This is a genomic window from Catenulispora pinistramenti (genome assembly GCF_018274385.1).
Taxonomy (GTDB): Bacteria; Actinomycetota; Actinomycetes; order Streptomycetales; family Catenulisporaceae; genus Catenulispora; species Catenulispora pinistramenti.
In genome coordinates, this window is sequence record NZ_JAAFYZ010000148.1 from 1 (window position 1) to 16,781 (window position 16,781).

At 70.2% G+C, this 16,781-nt stretch carries 15 protein-coding genes; 9 read left to right on the forward strand and 6 right to left on the reverse strand.

The features are described 5' to 3' along the window. Positions 1 to 596 precede the first annotated feature (596 nt). From KGQ19_RS32655 to KGQ19_RS32670, 4 genes are all read right to left on the reverse strand, one after another. A complete protein-coding gene (locus KGQ19_RS32655; protein WP_212016444.1) occupies positions 597 to 2,105 on the reverse strand; it encodes a condensation domain-containing protein in 1,509 nt (502 codons plus the stop codon). 2 nt (positions 2,106 to 2,107) lie between these two features. Continuing rightward, on the reverse strand, positions 2,108 to 2,995 hold the full coding sequence (locus tag KGQ19_RS32660; protein WP_212016446.1) for a helix-turn-helix domain-containing protein: 888 nt from the start codon (positions 2,993 to 2,995) through the stop codon (positions 2,108 to 2,110). Between the two features lie 120 nt (positions 2,996 to 3,115). Then, positions 3,116 to 5,602 carry a class III lanthionine synthetase LanKC N-terminal domain-containing protein gene (locus KGQ19_RS32665; protein WP_212016448.1) on the reverse strand — a complete coding sequence of 829 codons (2,487 nt, stop codon included), beginning with the start codon at positions 5,600 to 5,602 and terminating at the stop codon, positions 3,116 to 3,118. A 21-nt stretch (positions 5,603 to 5,623) separates the two neighbouring features. Then, complete coding sequence (locus KGQ19_RS32670) at positions 5,624 to 6,175, reverse strand: SflA family class IV lanthipeptide (RefSeq protein WP_212016450.1); 552 nt, start codon at positions 6,173 to 6,175, stop codon at positions 5,624 to 5,626. Between the two features lie 177 nt (positions 6,176 to 6,352). Between KGQ19_RS32670 and KGQ19_RS32675 the strand changes: the two genes are divergently transcribed. From KGQ19_RS32675 to KGQ19_RS32685, 3 genes are read left to right on the forward strand one after another with little or no spacing between them, the layout of a single operon-like run. Further along, positions 6,353 to 6,808 (forward strand): helix-turn-helix domain-containing protein, encoded by a 456-nt coding sequence (locus tag KGQ19_RS32675; protein ID WP_194895978.1) that lies wholly within the window; start codon positions 6,353 to 6,355, stop codon positions 6,806 to 6,808. A gap of 52 nt (positions 6,809 to 6,860) precedes the next feature. After that, on the forward strand, positions 6,861 to 7,373 hold the full coding sequence (locus KGQ19_RS32680) for a hypothetical protein (RefSeq protein ID WP_212016452.1): 513 nt from the start codon (positions 6,861 to 6,863) through the stop codon (positions 7,371 to 7,373). A gap of 7 nt (positions 7,374 to 7,380) precedes the next feature. After that, complete coding sequence (locus KGQ19_RS32685; RefSeq protein ID WP_212016454.1) at positions 7,381 to 8,643, forward strand: MAB_1171c family putative transporter; 1,263 nt, start codon at positions 7,381 to 7,383, stop codon at positions 8,641 to 8,643. On the opposite strand, the gene coaD is transcribed toward KGQ19_RS32685, so the two are convergent. Then, a complete protein-coding gene (gene coaD, locus KGQ19_RS32690; RefSeq protein ID WP_212016456.1) occupies positions 8,627 to 9,058 on the reverse strand; it encodes a pantetheine-phosphate adenylyltransferase in 432 nt (143 codons plus the stop codon). The genes KGQ19_RS32685 and coaD overlap by 17 nt on opposite strands. Before the next feature lie 147 nt (positions 9,059 to 9,205). Between coaD and KGQ19_RS32695 the strand changes: the two genes are divergently transcribed. Further along, on the forward strand, positions 9,206 to 10,762 hold the full coding sequence (locus tag KGQ19_RS32695; protein WP_212016458.1) for a hypothetical protein: 1,557 nt from the start codon (positions 9,206 to 9,208) through the stop codon (positions 10,760 to 10,762). Positions 10,763 to 10,834: 72 nt separating this feature from the next. On the opposite strand, the gene KGQ19_RS50230 is transcribed toward KGQ19_RS32695, so the two are convergent. Beyond that, on the reverse strand, positions 10,835 to 11,635 hold the full coding sequence (locus KGQ19_RS50230) for a phosphotransferase enzyme family protein (protein WP_368862195.1): 801 nt from the start codon (positions 11,633 to 11,635) through the stop codon (positions 10,835 to 10,837). Positions 11,636 to 11,757: 122 nt separating this feature from the next. Here KGQ19_RS50230 and KGQ19_RS32705 point away from each other — a divergent pair, with 122 nt between their 5' ends. The 5 genes from KGQ19_RS32705 to KGQ19_RS32725 all read left to right on the forward strand — a co-directional run bounded on the left by KGQ19_RS32705 (position 11,758) and on the right by KGQ19_RS32725 (position 16,751). After that, on the forward strand, positions 11,758 to 13,017 hold the full coding sequence (locus tag KGQ19_RS32705) for a sensor histidine kinase (RefSeq protein ID WP_212016462.1): 1,260 nt from the start codon (positions 11,758 to 11,760) through the stop codon (positions 13,015 to 13,017). Then, positions 13,014 to 13,676, forward strand: a complete 663-nt coding sequence (locus KGQ19_RS32710) for a response regulator transcription factor (RefSeq protein ID WP_212016464.1) — start codon at positions 13,014 to 13,016, stop codon at positions 13,674 to 13,676. The genes KGQ19_RS32705 and KGQ19_RS32710 overlap by 4 nt, the downstream gene beginning before the upstream one ends. A 191-nt stretch (positions 13,677 to 13,867) precedes the next feature. Then, positions 13,868 to 14,782 carry an ABC transporter ATP-binding protein gene (locus KGQ19_RS32715; RefSeq protein ID WP_212016466.1) on the forward strand — a complete coding sequence of 305 codons (915 nt, stop codon included), beginning with the start codon at positions 13,868 to 13,870 and terminating at the stop codon, positions 14,780 to 14,782. Further along, the gene (locus tag KGQ19_RS32720; protein ID WP_212016468.1) at positions 14,779 to 15,564 is read left to right on the forward strand and encodes a hypothetical protein; all 786 of its coding nucleotides are present in this window, start codon (positions 14,779 to 14,781) and stop codon (positions 15,562 to 15,564) included. Before KGQ19_RS32715 ends, KGQ19_RS32720 begins: the two co-directional genes overlap by 4 nt. 185 nt (positions 15,565 to 15,749) lie before the next feature. Then, a complete protein-coding gene (locus tag KGQ19_RS32725; RefSeq protein ID WP_212016470.1) occupies positions 15,750 to 16,751 on the forward strand; it encodes a prenyltransferase/squalene oxidase repeat-containing protein in 1,002 nt (333 codons plus the stop codon). Positions 16,752 to 16,781 lie beyond the last annotated feature (30 nt).

Below are 16,781 nucleotides of genomic sequence, written 5' to 3' on the forward strand. Positions count from 1 at the left end.
CCTACAGTGCCGGTGGCCGGGGGTCAAGTTCGCGCTGAACGAAACCGCAGGTCAAATGCTCGACCGCCGCGCGCGGACTTTACCCCCGGACACCGGTGCTGTACCCCCCGGGCTGACGACGCGACCGAGGGGAACGGACCGCACCACCCCACAAACCGCCGCCGCTGAGACTAGATCAGCCACCCCAGGGAACCGCGCTAGTTTCCCTGAGGTTGCCGAGGCCCGCCGGAGGCCCGGCCCTTCACCACAGCCCTTGACCTTGACCTTCAGCTCTTGATCTTCAGCTCTTGATCTGGCCTGCGCTGTTGATCTTGCTTTTGATCTGGCCTGTGTCCTTGTTCTGACTTGCCGGAGTTGAAGAGGCCTGAGGTGGGGCGGGGTTGTGAACGCGGAAACCGGCAGCCGACAAACACACCCGCCGCCACGAACCCCGAACCGGCACAACTATGACCGAAGGCCGTAAAAAGCTTTGAAACCCACACCCGGGCGCAAGACTTGCCGCACCGCACGCCGCCCATGCCAGCACACCGACGACCTAGGCCAACACCAACACCAACACATCACCAGGGCAAACGTCGCCTGATACGACAACAGCACTAGGTGGCGGTACCGGCCCCGGTCGGCGTCCCTACCCCCATCCTCATCCCCGCCTCCGCATCACAAGCCTTCACATCACAAGCCCCCGCATCACAAGCCGCCGCCACCGCCAGCGACTCCATCGTCCGAGCCAGCGTCTCCATATCCTCGCGCGACACGTGCCACGTATCCGCCGACACCAGCACCGTCACCGCCTCGGCGTTCTCCGGCGCGTTGTCGATGGTGACCATCAGGCGCTCGTTGAAGAAGGGGAGTTCGCTCCACTCGATCTGCGGTGGGGTGGCTGCGGTGATGGCCTCGATCGTTGGTTCGGGGCCGGGGGCGGTGGCGCTGCGTTGTGAGGGGCGGTCGTTGTAGTAGCACAGCGCCAGTTGCTCGCCGCGGGTGCGCTCGGTTTCGGCCAGTAGCGACTTCCACTGCTGCAGGTCGAAGTACGCGTACTTATATGTGCGGGTCACTGCCCGCTGCGCGCGTTCGACTACCTCGGCGAGGGTCGCGTCGCGGACGTCGACCACGAATAGGCCGCTTTGGCTGACGTTGCCGACGATGTCTGCCAGGCCGGGGCGGAAGCGGTTGCTGACCAGCATCTGGGCTGCGGTGGGGTGCTCGCCGGTCAGGCGGGCCAGCGCGGTCGTGAACAGACCGAGCAGTGCCGCGCTGAGGTCGCAGTCCAGGCGGTGCGCGATCTTGGTCGTGGCGAGCAGGAGGGGAACCGACCGCAGGGTGGCCCTTCGGTAGCGGGGTCCCGGTTCGGGCACCGCTGCGGTCGGTCGTCTTGTGGGCAGCGCGGCCAGTTGCCGTTGCCAGTAGCGCAGCGACGCATCGCTCTGCCTCCGTCCGGCGGGGGTGGCCTGCTGGGCGGTGAGGTCCAGCGGGTGGGTCGGGACCGGGCCGCGCGCCTGTCCGGTCACGGGGTCGCGGTGCAGGAAGTCCTCGTACATCGCGAACGCCCCGGCGCCGTCGGTCGCGAAGTGGTTCAGCACGGTCAGCAGGTGGGTCAGCACGCCGGCGCGGCGTAGCAGGACCATGCGGATCGGGAACTCGTGCTCCTCGTCGAAGGGCTGCTGTTCGTGTTCTGCGACGAGGTCCGCCAGCGTCACGGCGACCGTCGCGGCGTCGGCGTCGGCGGGCAGGTCGTGGATCCGCAACGGGGCGACGCCGCGGGCGTGCACCACCTGCGTCGGCGGCCGGTCCGGCGCGAAGCGGAGCAGGGTGCGCATCGCCTGGAAGCGGTTCAGGTAGAAGCGGAGTTCGTCGGCGAAGTCCTCGACGGTGTCCGTCGGCTTCAGCTCGCGCAGAGCGCACATGTTCATCGCCGAGCCGAGCAGCTGGATCACGCCGAGGATGTGCTGCTGGCCCCAGTTCAGGCCGCCGCTTCCGGCACCGTCGCCGGCGAAGGGCACCTCGATCGTCTCGGTCGCGATGATCGTGGTGGTAGCGGAAGTCGCCGCAGCCGGCGAAGCCGCGCCGGTCGCGGAAACCGAAGGCACCACAGGCGTCGGGGACACCGTCACCCCACCCCGCCCATGCTCTTGATCGCCAGCCGTAACCATCGACGGGTCTCCTCCGGGCCGAGAGCGGCGGCGCGCTGCTGCTGGAACGTGAGCGTGTAGCGGTCGATCTCATCCCCGCCGTCGACCAGACACCAGCCGACCACTCCCCCGACGAACCCGACGTGCTCGGCCTGTTTGGCGTGCCGGTCCCCGGAGCCGAGCGTCATCAGCGTGTACCCGGTGTTCGCCCCCGGATACACCCGGCCGTCCGGGATCACACGTACCTCGGTCCGCGGGTGGCGGGAGGCCTCTAACAGGTACGCCGCCTGCCGCACCGCGACCGAGCGGTCGCCCCAGCTGCGCAGCACCGCGTGCGCGTCCAGGACCACCTGTACCCGCGGCCCGGCGTCGACCGCGAGCCGGGTCTGGCGCCGGGTCAGTACCGAGGCCAGGGCCTGGCGCTCGCCGGGGTTCTTGTCCGGCCACAGCCCGGCTATCAGCATCCTGGTATAGGCGGCGGTCTGCAGGATGTCCGGGACGAACACCGGCGCGAACACGTCGAGTTGGACGCAGGTGTCCTCGTACTCCAGGTAGCGCCGGAACGGCGCCGGCAGCGTCCCGGCCTCGCCCTCCTGCCACCAGGTGCGGCGCAGGGCCTGCGAGGCCTGTTCCACGAGTTCGTCGGTGGCCGTCGGGTCCAGGTCGTAGACCCGGCACAGGGCCCGCACGTCGTGCGGGTTGACCGCGTACTGGCCGTTCTCGATCCGGGAGATCTTGGCCGCGGACATGGCGTCCGCGGGAGTGAGCCGGTGGGCCACCCGCTCCAGGGTCAGCCCGGCGGCGACGCGGTGCGCCCGCAGCGAGGCTCCGATCCTGCGGTGCCGCAGAGTCGCGCGTTCAGTCATAGATGTCGATCCGCCCCCTGCCGCCATCACGGCTTCATCAGGCCACGACCCTACTGGTCAACGCGGCCCCTGTAAACTGAAGTGAATGGACTTACGGGATTGCATTCATATCAGCTGTCGTCACGCCGTGGCCAGCCGGACCCCGCCGCGGTCGCGCAGCCGCCGCAGGAATCCCAGCACGCCCGATGTGCCTCCAGCCCAGCCTGCGCTCGCCCGCGTAAGCTCGACATCAGGGAAAACCGGACGCGACCACGTACCGCCACTGCGCGCCAGGATGAGCCGCGCGACGGTTCCGGCCTCGGCCCAGCGCCGGTCGGCGTCGGCGGCACCAGCCATACCGACGACGCCGCGGACGGCCTGGGCCCGGGCCAGGTCGATCAAGAAGTCGCCGACCCCGGCCAGGCCACAGCACTGCACCACCTGCGGCATGCGCGGCGCGATGCGCACACAGACATCAGCACACTGTTCTGCCAGTTCCAGATATCGGGGCTCGCCAAGGCGTTCGACAGCTCGGATGAATACGCCGCCGATCCCGGCCAGCCCCCGACACCACGAGCCATAGCGACGGCTGCCCTCGGGTGCCAGAGCGCGCGCGATGATCGCGGGGGTCAGGGCCGCGAGACGTTCGCACGCCGCGCGCGCCGCGGCCACCGCCTCGGGATCACCGGCGGCGTGGCCGTATTCAGTAAGGAAGTACGCGACCCCGGCCTCGCCGTGCGCGATCCCCTCGGCGAGTGCGGCGTTGCCCGGTTTGGCAGCGTCGGTCGGCGTGAGGGTGGCGATTCCGCCGGTGATGATGCGGTGGCATTCGGCGGCGGCGGCCAGGTGGCGGTCCCGGGCGTGCGAAGAGCGCGCCAACAACAGGTGGCCCAGCCCGATCCCGGCCGCGCCTTCGATCAGGTCCGCCTCCGGGGGTCGCCCGTCGATGCGGTCGCGCGGGACGAGGTCGTCGTAGTTGTACGAGTCGTCGTGGCTGTCCGAGACACCGGCTTGTTGCAGGAATAACGCAACACCGGTGCGACCGGAGTACAGGCTGGCCGACAGGTCCCGTTCCCGATCCTGGCGCGCCGTCCAGCGCGCCAACAGATCGACCACGTCTGCCACGCCCGGTTGTTCCCGGTGCTGAAGCAGTTCCCATCCGAGCCCGGAACTCCCCGCATACACATCGATCGGCGTCGAGCCGTCGCGGACCATCTCCCGCGCGGCCTCGGCGCAATACCCGACCGTGTGGGAAATGATCTGGTCCAGGAGCTCTTCGTCCGGGACCGGCGGCATGCGGCTCTCACCCGACACGTTCATGAGCGTACGTATCCGGGTCGCGACCGCTGACGGTATTTCGGCCGCCTCCAAGCCGGTTAAAGTCCGGTCGCGGTTCACCGTCGGTTGCTGGTCGATGACTACCGGATCCAGTCCCGTGGCGGCGAAGCCGAGAGTGACGCCGAGCGCGTAGAAGTCGTCGGCGGGATCGGCGGCGCCCCGCGGGCGGTCGGGGTCGGTGTAGCCGAGCGTGGCGCCGCCGGGCGCGACGCCGTCCAGCGCGCTGATCCCGAAGTCGACGAGGTGGCAGTCCCCCGAGGCGTCCAGAACGATGTTGTTCGGCTTGACGTCGCGGACGACCACGCCGCGCTGATGGATCCGGTCCAGGATGCCGGCCAGCCGGTCAGCCAGGGCCAGCGGATCGCGATCCGGGTCGCCGGGCCGGAAGGGGCCGTTCTCCAAGACGTCGCGCCGTAGGTCGCGCGCGCCGCGGTCATCGAGCACCAGGAACTCGTCGGTCCCGTGCGGGAAGTAGTCGACAAGGCGCGGTATCCCGTCGATGCCGTCCAGCGCCTCAAGAACCGAGCGCTCGTGACGTAATCGGTCTTGTGCGTCCAGGCCCGATTCGTCCTCCGCGACGAAGGCCCGGGCTTGCTTCAGGACGACCGGCAGGCTCAAGGCGCGGTCGAAGCCGCGGTAGACGTTGCCGTGCGCGGCTCGGACGATCCCGGCGGTGATCTGGTAGCGGCCGTCGGCCAGAAGGGCCGATGGTTTGGCCGGTTTTGGGGTTAATGGCGGTAATGGTTCTTTATCCAGCACCGCGTGAAACGGATCCACGGCCCAAGGCGGGCAGCGATACCTCCCGACCGCCAGGCCGTCGAAGGCCTGTCCGTCGGGGCCGATCATCACCGATTCCAGCCGACCGCCGGCCCCGGTGCGGTACGTGGCCTCGAAGGGCCCGTACCGGTAGTAGACCGGCGCGGAAGGCGATATCCGCATATCACTCAGAACGCGTGGGCCGGTCATCCCGTTCAACGCCTCGACCAGTGCGTAGCCGAGCTCGGCGGCGCCGCCGGGGTCCGGGTAGACCGTGACGGCCTTGCCGACCGCGCCTGGGCTGCGGAACCCGGAGTTGAGGGCCCGAAGAATCTCCGGGGTCCGCGCGTGCTTCATATGGCACACGTACTCGTCCAGCACCGGCAGGACGCGGGCGACCACGTCGTCCAGTGTCGCCGGACGGGCCGAGACGTGCAGTTTCCAGCCGTGCGCCACCTCGGGCATCCGCGGATCGACGTGATGGATCCAGGTCTCGTCGGTCCGCAGGCGGCGTTCCGTGGTGGCGTCACCCATCAGCGCGAGCGGACTAGGAGGTCACAGCTCGCACAGGACGCGGGTGGTGGCGGTCGGGTACGGGTTCGGCAGGCAGGCCTGGTGCTCGCGGGTGTCGGCGTCCTCGAAGCCGAGGACCTCGTCCAGGACCAGCAGGTCGGCCTCCGGCTCGGCCGCGAAGCCGGCGCCGCTGACGACCAGGCTGGGGCTGTCGCTGTTGACCGCCAGGCTCGGGCTGTCACTGTTGACGGCCAGGCTGGGGCTGTCGCTGTTGACCGCCAGGCTCGGGCTGTCACTGTTGACCGCCAGGCTCGGGCTGTCACTGTTGACGGCCAGGCTCGGGCTGCTGCTCACGACGCGCTTGAGGCCGCCGCTGACGACCTCACGCTTGATGTCCCGCACGTTGCTGCGCTGGACGTCCCGCACGTTGCTGCAGTTGACGTCGCGGACGTTGCTGCAGTTGACGTCGCGGACGTTGCTGCGCTTGACGTCCCGGACATTGCGCTGGACGTCGCGCACGTTGCGCTGCACGTCACGGACGTTCCGCTTGGGCTCGCGCACATTGCGCTTGGGCTCACGCAGATTGGTGGGCATGGACGACCTCCAGGTCGGGAGGATCTCGGATGAGTCAGTGATCTGACTCGTCTCGGAACCTAGAACAATTCATTCTGGCTGACAAGACCTCAAGTAACGTCCACGACGGCTCACGTTCGATCGATTAGCATGTACCGCGGCATCGGGGTCAGGGGAAAGAACCGAGGGGGTCACGGGGTGGCACAAGGCGAGGGCGCCTCAGGACGCAGGACGCTCGCGGAGAAGATCGACATCCTCTTCCAGACTGTACGGCGGCCCAACCGGGAGCTGTTCAGCAACGACGAGGTGGCCACGGCCTGCCGGGAGGCGACGGGGGAGAGCTTCTCCGCGACCTATCTGTGGCAATTGCGCACCGGACGCAGGGACAACCCCACCATGCGACATCTGGAAGCCCTGGCGCAGTTCTTCGAAGTCCCGGTAGCCTATTTTTTCGACGATGATCAGAGTTCTGCCATCGCCCGCGAACTGGAACTCCTCGGCGTGCTGCGCGACGCCGGGGTGCGTAATGTCGCGCTGCGGGCGTTGACGCTGTCCCCGGAGGGCATCGACACCCTCAACGACATGATCGACGTCCTGGTACGGCACGAGGAGAAGGCCCGGACGGTGCAGGTCAAGGGTGGCGCGCAAGACTGAGGCACGGAACATCCGGCGAGGGCGCCGGCGCGGAAGAGATGGGCTGAAGGGGATGGGCGAGGGCCGCACCGGACTGTGGCGCAGGTGTCAGACCGTGGTGGACCGGCTCGACCTGCCGGACCCGTTCGACGCCGAGGCCTTCATCGCCGTGCTGGCCCACAAGCGCGGCCGGCCGATCGAACTGCTCGGCGTGCCGGCCCGCCCGGACCGGCCGTGCGGCCTGCTGATCACCACCGCGCGCACCGACCTGATCATCTACTCCGCGGACACCAGCGCCGTGCACCGGCAGCACATCCTGCTGCACGAGGCCGCGCACCTGGTGCGCGGGCACGACGCGACCGGCGGGGCGGCCACCGCCGGGATCGGCGTACTGCTGCCGCACCTGTCCCCGGCGCTGATCCGCAACGTGCTCGGCCGGACCGTCTACACCGAACCGCAGGAACGCGAGGCCGAACTGATCGCCACACTGATCCACCAGCGGGTGGCGCGCGGCCGGCCGCCCGCGGCCCGGGCGCAGTCCCCGCAGTCCGGGATCGAGACGATGTTCGGCCTCGGCGGGATCTGACCCGCCGATGTCCGACCTCGCCGCCTACCTGGGAGCGGCGGTGCTGGTGGCCCTGGCCGCCTACGCGTTCGCGATCGAGCGGCGCGGGGTGCGACGCCCGATCCGCTGGGCCGCCCTGGCCTTCGCGCTGTCCGAGGGCTGCTCGCTGGCGCTGCTGGCGCCCGGCACCGTCGCCCTGAGCCACGCCGGCGTCGACGGGCTGTCGGTGATCGCCCTGGGCGACACCGTGCGCACCGCCGCGCTGAGCTTCCTGATGCTGCTGGCCTGCCTGCTGACCCCGCACCCGGCACCCCGCCACTCGCCGGTCCGGCAGGCGACCGTGGCGATCGCGGTCCAGCTCGGCATGGTGCTGCTGTTCGTCGCCGCCCAGCCGACGCTGGACGCCGACGACAAACTGATCGCCGCCCCGAGCGGCCGCTGGTGGCTGGCCATCCGCGTGGTGCTGTTCGCGGCATACGCGGTGTGGGCACTGGTGGAGCTGTTCCTCGCGCTGCTGCCCTCGGCACGCATCGCCCCGACCGGTCCGCTGCGCTGGGGCGTCCGGCTGATCCTGGCCGCGGTGTGTGTCGGGGTGGTGTGGACGCTGTGGTCGTACGACGACTTCGTGCGGGTGCTGCAAGTCGGCAGGCTGGACGGCAGCGAGGACACGGTGTCCAACTCGCTGGGCGCGCTCTGCGCGACGCTGGCCGTGGCCGGGGCCCTGGTCGGGAAGTGGACGGAGACGTTCGGGGCGGCGGGGCGGTGGGTACGGCTGTGCCGGTGCTACTTCGCGATGGGGCCGCTGTGGTCGGCGCTGCACGAGGCGATGCCGGAGATCGCGTTCCCGCCGGGCGGCCGGCCGCTGCTGGTCGGCCGGCCGGCCGGGATCGAGTTCGCGGTGTACCGGCGGGTGATCGAGATCCACGACGGGCGGTTGGTGCTGCGGGCTTACCAGGATGCGGCGGTGTCGGACTGGTTGAGCTCCGAGTCCAGGTCCTCGGATGCCGCACTTGTCGAGGCGGCGACGATCGCGATCGCGTTGGAGAACATGCGGTTGGGGCGGCGGTCGGCGGCCGGAGACGGAATCGCCGCGGAGGCGAACGGCGAGGCGGGGCCCGGCGGGGCGGGGCCGGGGAGCGTCGGGCTCATCCCGACCGATCTGGATTCCGAAGTGCGGTGGCTGTCGCAGGTGGCACGGGCTTTCCGGCGCTCGCCAGTGATCCCGGCGCTCCTCGAACGGTTAAGGCAGGAGGCGGACAGCGACGGTCGGCAGCTCAACCGGCCGGCTTGATCCGCCCCCGGCGGCCCACCTCGGTGACCAGGGTGGATGAGATGTGGGCCCGCTCCGGATCCGCGGCGATGAAGACTGTCTCGATGCCCGCCAGCTCGTGGTTCATCAGCGCCATCGGCACTTCGTGGTCGAGGTCGTGACCGTCGCGGACGCCGCGGATGACGACGTCGATCCCCTTGCCGCGGCAGTAGTCCACGAGCAGGCCGCCGGTGTGGGAGTCGACCGCGACGCCGGCCAGGCCGGTCGCCGCCTCGCGCAGCCGGTCCAGGCGCTCCTCGACCGGGAAGCGGCCGGCCTTGCTCGGGTTGAGCATCACGCAGACGACGACCTCATCGAACAGGAGCGCCGCGCGGCGCAGGACGTCGTGGTGGCCCGGGGTGACCGGGTCGAAGGATCCCGGGTAGAGCGCTCGCACGATCGCAAAGCCTAATGGATCTCCCTTTCGACCAGGTATCAGAGTCCTTATCGGTGCCCTACCCGCGGCCCCATACGGTGCTGCACGGACGACGGCTCAAGCCAACGGGGGCAAGGCCCGTCCACTCCGAAGAGGAGATCTTTCAGCATGTCATCGACAAGAAACCGACGGATCCGGGTGCGGACCGCGCTGGGCGTCACGCTGGCCGCCGGGCTGGCCGTGGCGACGGCGACGGCCGCCATGGCCGGCGGTTCGGATAGGGCCGGCGGTTCGGATAGGGCCGGCAAGGCGGCGGGCGGCGCAGCGGTCGTGGGGGCAGGCCCGGGCGCGGTCGCGGCAGGCAAGGCCGCCGCCGGCGTGACGGTCGGCACCGGCCAGTCCCGCACCCTGTCGCCGAGCTACTTCGGCGTCGCCTTCGACTACGGCGGCGGCAGCATCTACCCCAACCCGGGCACCACCGGATACCCGGCGGCCGCGGACACTCAACTGGCAGCGCTGTCACCGGCGACCGTGCGGTGGCCGGCCGGGACCTCGGCGAACTACTGGGACTGGACCAAGGGCCAGCCGGTCGGCGACCCGTACATGACGCCGAATCCCACGCCCGACTTCCACTCGTACCTGTCGGACCTGGAGAAGGCCTACACGCAGACGCACGTGCCGCCGGTCTTCGTACTCAACGTCATGACCTCGACGCTGGCGGACCAGAAGGCGATGCTGGCCCAGGCGAAGACCGACGGGCTGCCGATCGACTACGTCGAGCTGGGCAACGAGCTGGACCTGTGCTTCAACAGCGACTACCAGAAATACTTCCCGAACGGGACGGACTACGGGTCCCAGGTCGTGGGGCCCTGGTCGTACGCGCTGCACAACCTCTACCCGGACCTGAAGATCGCGGCGGTCGCCGGGTTCGAGGACTCCACGAGCAAGTGCGTCACCGACCGCACGTGGAACGCGGACGTGCAGACCGGGGTCAAGACGGCGATCGCGGCCGGCGACGGCCGGGAGCCCGACGCGTACATCATGCACGTCCACCCGACCTACCCGAACGCGCTGACCACCGACAACGTCGGGGACTTCCTGGCCGGACCGGACACCTGGCCGGGCAAGGTCCAGACCGCGGCCACGACGAGCAAGTTCGGGACCACGCCGGTCTGGCTGACCGAGATCAGCTTCAGCCTGTCGGACACCTCCGCCAACCCGCCGCAGGACACCTACGGCGTGGCGCTCTACAACAGCAGCCTGCTGATGCAGATGGCCGGCAGCGCCACCGCCACCGACATGGCGGAGTTCTGGTCCTCGTTCGGCACCGAGAACTCCTACGCCTACACCGCGTCCCCCACGAAGAACCTCCCGGTCGCCCTCAGCCCAGACGGCCTGGCGATGCAGTGGCTGGCGCAGGCCGGTGACAAGGCGACGTCGGCGACCCCGCTGACGTTCAGCGACGAGCCGACGATCGGCGCGAACGCGGCGCCGGGCCTGGTCGGCGTGGAGTTCACCGGCGCGGGCGGCACGCACGAGGTGCTGGTGAACCTCAGCGGCACGAGCGTGACCGTCCCGGTCGGCGGCGCGGTGCCCGCCGGGAGCTACCAGCAGGTGAGCGGGGACCCGACCGCGGCGGTCCGGACCGCGAGTTCGCTGAACCCGGGGACCGTCAGCGCGAGCGGGACTCTGACGCTGCCGGCGTATTCGATCAGCAAGATCTGAGTAGTGACGACGGCCGGGGCTGCGGAAAACCCGCGCCCCGGCCGATTCCCCGGCCGATTCCCCTGCCGATTCCTAATCGATCAGCGCGGCAAGAAGGGCGGGACGCTGATCCACGAGCCAATCCTGGAGACGGTCCCAGGCAGTCCATCCGCCATGCTTATCGAACCCTCTACGCATTTCCGCCCCGCCTGCTTCCAGCCGGGCCGCGAGCTCCGCCCGCTCGACGACGATCACGTCCTCGATGACGCCGGGAAGCTCCGCCCGATCCGCGGCCGACATCTGGTAGCCATCGGCGAGGATCCGTAGGCGGCGCGCGGGATCAAGACCGGCATAGGACGGAAACAGCGCGCGCGTCTCAGGGTCGGACACCGGCACCCAATAGCGCGCCGCCATCGCGACGTCCCACAGCGGCCGCCCCGGGGCGGCCATGTCGAAGTCGATCAGGCCGTACGCCTCGCCGTCGCGGAAGACGATGTTCTCCACACAGGCATCGCTGTGGCACAGCATCGTGCCGCCGCGCGGATCGGCCAGGTCCGTCGCCCACGTGACCCCCGGCTCCACCGGGATCGCCGACGACGCCTGGTGCAGGCGCCGAAGCAGCGCGCCGACCGAGGCCAGCGCCGCATCGGTCATCGACCAGGCGGGATAGGGCAGCAGCGCGACGTCGCCGGACACATACGTCAGCTGCTCGCGGCCGTCGGTCAGGCCGACGGGCCGGGGCGCGCCGGTGAAACCGTGCTCGGGCAGCGCCGCCAGGAAGCGATGGATGGCCGCCGCGTTGGGTCGCGCGGGTCGGTCGACGAGCTCGCCGCGTCGGAAGACGGCCCCCGCGTTCGTGATTCCACCGCTCAGCTCCTCGTCCACGATCGCCAAGCATAGAGGCGCTGAGCAGCGGTACTACTCCGGGAAGCGGCGCCGCTACTCCGGCAGGCGTATATGCCGGTTGCTGCCCTGGTAGGACGTGTCGGGGCGGCCTTGGCGCATAGCGTGGTGGCATGGTCGATACCCAGGTCGCCATGTCCCGATCCGCAGCAGAGCGGCTGCCCGGCCGCAGCGCCAGTCATACCGCCAGTCGTATCGCCGGTCGCATCGCCAGCCGCCTGCCCGGCAGCCTCCCGAGCCGCCTGCGCGAATGGCTGCCGGACGCACTGATCGGCGCGGTTGTCGCGACAGTGCTGATCACGATCTCCGCGCACCTGCCCGCCGGTCCCGGCTACCGCGCTGCGGACGCCGTGCAGTACGCAGTGCTGGTGGCGGCCGGAGCGGGCATGGCGTTGATCCGCCGGCGACCGCGGACCGCCGCGGCCATCGCGACGTTCGTGCTGTGCGCCGAGATCGCGCGCCGCTATCCGGACGGTCCGGTCTGGGCCGTGGGCTGGGTCTCGCTGGCCGGGGTGAGCTGGCAGACCAGCCGCCGGACCGCGTTGGCGTGGGCCGGGATCATGCTGGCCGCGCTGACCCTGGCGGCCATGGTGTTCGGCTCGTCGGGCCTGATCCTGCCGCTGATCTTCATCGGCTGGTCGGCCGCCGCGATCCTGTCCGGCGACGCGCTGCGCGACCGGCGTGAGCGGTTGCAGGCGCTGCGGGAGCGGGCGCGGTTCCTGGAGAGGACTCAGGAGGAGGTCGCGCTGCGCCGGGTCGCCGAGGAGCGGCTGCGGATCGCCCGCGATCTGCACGACAGCGTGGCGCACGCGATGGCGACGATCAACGTGCAGGCGGCGGCTGCCGCGCACGTGATCGCCCGCAGGCCCGAGGCGGCCGGCGAGGCGCTGGTCGCCATCCGGCGGGCCAGCGGCGAGGTGCTGGAGGAGTTGGGCGCGATGCTCTCGGTGCTGCGCGACGGATCGCAGCAGCCTGATCGGGCGCCGGCACCGGGGACCGGACAGATCGCGCGCCTGGTGGATTCGGTGGCGGCCTCGGGGCTGGAAGTCGAGTTGGTCACCGAGGGCACGGCGCCGGACCTGTCGCCGGTGGTGGGAACCGCGGCGTATCGGATCGTGCAGGAGTCGCTGACCAATGTCATCCGGCATTCGAAGGCCGGGCGGGCCCGGGTCGAGGTGGTCGCCACCGCCGGCTCCGGGCTGTCGGTGCGGATCAGCGACACCGGCCCGGCCGCGTTCGGGGCCGCGGCCGGAACCGGGGTCGGGATCCGCGGCATGCGCGAGCGCGTCACGTCCACCGGCGGGGTCTTCCACGCCGGCCATACAGCGCAGGGCGGATTCCTGGTCCGCGCCCGATGGGAGGCACGCTCATGATCCGGGTCGCACTCGCCGACGACCAGTCGCTGGTCCGGGCCGGCTTCGCGATGATCCTGGACGCCGAGGACGACATGACGGTGGTCGGGCACGCCGACGACGGCGACTCGGCGCTGGAGTTGGCCCGCGCGCAGCAGCCGGACGTGATGCTGATGGACATCCGGATGCCGGGGCTCGACGGCCTGAGCGCCTCCCGGCAGATCTGCGGCGATCCGGCGCTGTCCGGGGTGCGCATCATCGTGCTGACGACCTTCGAGCTGGACGAGTACGTCTTCGAGGCGCTGCGATCCGGCGTGAGCGGGTTCCTGGTCAAGCACACCGATCCGGCCGACCTGGTGCGGGCGGTGCGCGAGGTGGCGCAGGGGGAGGCGCTGTTGTCCCCCAGCGTGACCCGGCGGCTGATCGCCGAGTTCACCGCCAAGCCCGGCCCGCCGACGCTGATTCCGGCGACGATGAACCTGCTCACCGACCGCGAGCGCGAAGTGGTGGGGCTGGCCGCGCTCGGTATGACCAACGAGGAGATCGCCGCCGAGCTGGTGGTCAGCCCGGCGACCGCCCGGACGCATGTCAGCCGGGCGATGGTGAAGCTGCACGCGCGGGATCGGGCGCAGCTGGTGGTGTTCGCGTATCAGTCCGGGTTGGTGCGGCCCGTGGCTTGAGGAGCGCGGAGTAGGTGCCGCGACGTGAATGCCGCGGCGAGTGTTACCCCGTACTTCCGCCGGTACTCCCCGGCCCCTGCCGCGTAGTCCACACGGAGCAGCGCGAAGTTACGTTCCCGCACCGACGACCGGAAGGCGCCCGAGCCGCAGGCTGGAGGCGTATCAGTCACCGGATCACCACGGGAGCGCTCATGACCACCACAGCCGCGATCAGGGTCGCGGACCTCAGCAAGGACTACCGCGGCACCCGGGCCGTCGACTCGGTCTCCTTCGACGTGCCGCACGGCTCGATCACCGGATTCCTCGGCCCGAACGGCGCCGGGAAGTCCACCACGCTGCGCATGCTGGTCGGGCTCACCGAGCCGACCGGGGGCTCGGCCACCGTGCTGGGCCGCCGCTACACCGAGCTCCTCAACCCCGGGCGCCGCGTGGGCGTCCTGCTGGACGCCTCGGCGCAGCACAGCGGGCGCACCGGGCTGGAGATCCTGCGGCTCGGCGCGATGATGATGGGCCTGCCCGACCGCCGGGCCGAGGAGATGATCGAGAAGGTCGGCCTGTCCAAGGCCGAGTCCCGGCGCCGCACCGGCACCTACTCCCTGGGCATGCGCCAGCGGCTCGGGGTCGCGCACGCACTGCTCGGCGATCCCAAGGTCCTGATCCTGGATGAGCCCGCCAACGGTCTGGACCCGGCCGGCATCCACTGGATGCGGACCCTGTTGAAGGAGTTCGCCGACGACGGCGGCAGCGTCCTGCTCTCCTCGCACCTGCTGCACGAGATCGAGGTCGTCGCCGACGACCTGGTGGTCATCGGGCGCGGCCGGATCGTGGCCCGGGGCAGCAAGAACGACCTGCTGGCCGGCAGCGGCGTCTACGTGCGCAGCACCGACGACGAGGGGCTGGCCGCCGGGATGCGGGCGGTCGGCGTGGGCTTCACCGACCACCCGGACGGCGGCTTCACGGTCGGCGCCGAGGCCGAGCACATCGCCAACATCGCCGCGGCCGCCGGCATCACCCTGCGCGAGCTGCGGGCCGACGACGAGGCCGGACTGGAGCAGCTGTTCCTGCGGCTGACCGCCGACGACGCACGAGAGGACGTGAAGTCATGACCACCGCCGCCACCACCGCCGCGACGACGACGCCGATCGACCGGGCGCTGATCCCGATCCCCTTCGGCCGCCTGGTCCGCACCGAACTGCGCAAGCTGACCGACACCCGCGCCGGCCGCTGGCTGCTGCTCACGCTGGTCGCGGCCACCCCGATCGTGGCCCTGGTCATGGTGTTCACGATGTCGACGAAGGACCTGAACTACGCCAAGTTCGTCGACTACACCTCGACCCCGGAGAAGCTGCTGCTGCCGATCCTCGGGATCTTGACCATGACCAGCGAGTGGAGCCAGCGCACCGGCCTGGTCACGTTCGTCCTGGAGCCCAAGCGCGGCCGGGTCCTGCTGGCCAAGGGCGTGGCGGCACTCGGCCTGGGCATCGGGGTCAGCATCCTGATGCTGCTGGTCTCGGTCGTCGGCAACGTCCTGGGCCAGAGCGTCCGCAACGGCGACGGCAGCTGGAACTTCGCCGGGCAGGTCTCGGGCGAGGTGACGCTGGTGCTGCTGAGCTGGCTGCTGCTGGGCATCGCCCTGGGCATGGCGCTGCTGATCACCGCCGCCGCGATCCTGGTCGCCTTCGTGGTGCCGAACATGTTCAGCGCCTTCTTCGGCTCCGGCTCGAAGAACACCACGGCGTGGTTCGACCTCAACCAGGCGCAGTCCCCGCTCTACAGCCATGACATCACGGGCAAGGGCTGGATCCAGCTGCTGGCGGCCTCCGCGCTCTGGATCGGGATTCCGATGCTGCTCGGGGCGATGCGGGTGCGGCGCACGGAGGTCAAGTAGAGCGTCGGGCAGGCGGGGAGCGCCGGGTGGTCGAGAGTAGTTGTTCTCGGCCACCCGGCGTAGCCGTCGGCATCGGCGTCGGCCACGCCGCTGTGTCGTTCACGGCATTCGTCGGAGGAGCGCGCCAGGATGGCAGCACCACAGGTATGCCCTCTATGCTTTCTGCGCCCTCAGGAGGATCCACCATGACCGTCACCGACTGGCTGCTGGACAGCGATCCCTCGATCCGCTGGCAGGTACTGCGCGACCTCACCGACGCGCCCGGCACCGAGGTCGCGGCCGAACGGTCCCGCGTCGCCTCCGAGGGCTGGGGCCACCGGCTGCTGGCGCTGCAACAGCCGGACGGGAAGTGGCCGGGGAACACGCCGAATTTCTCCTCCGACAAGGCTTCCGAGTGGTGGCACTCCCTGGACTCGTCGCGCCAGGGCACCCTGTTCCCGGAGTGGACCTCGATCGCGTGGAGCCTGACACTGCTGCGCGGGTTCGGCATCAACCCGGACGAGCCCTCGGTGCGCGACGCCGTGGCACTGGTGCACAAGAACGCACGCTGGGAGCACGACGGCGAACCGTTCTTCTCCGGCGAGGTGGAGCCGTGCATCAACGGCCGCACGGTAGCCCTCGGCGCCTACTACGGCATCGACATCACCCCGGTGGTCACCCGCCTGCTCGGCGAACAAATGGCCGACGGCGGCTGGAACTGCGAGCAGGAGAACGGCTCCACCCGCGGCTCGTTCCACACCACGATCGAGGTACTGGAGGGGCTCTCGGAGTACGACCGGGCAACTGGCGGCACACCGCAGCTGAGCGAGGCGATCAAGCGCGGCCAGGAGTACCTGATGGCCCGCCGCATGTTCCGCCGCCTGTCCACCGGCGAGCCCATCAACAAGGACCGCCAAACCGGCACCACCTCCGCTTGGACCCAGTTCTCACACCCCACCTACTGGCACTACGACGTCCTACGAGGCCTGGACTACCTGCGCGCGGCAGGCGCCACCCCCGACGAGCGCCTGGCCGAGGCGATCGAGGTGGTGCGCGGCAAGCAGGACGCACAGGGACGCTGGCTACTGGAGAACTCGCACCCCGGCGAGCTGCACTTCCCCATCGATGACGGCGACGGCGCGCCGAGTCGCTGGAACACGCTGCGGGCGCTGCGGGTGCTTAGGTGGCACGACCAGGCGGCGGGTTAGGGGCTGGGCGGACTGGCAAGTGCGGCGGAC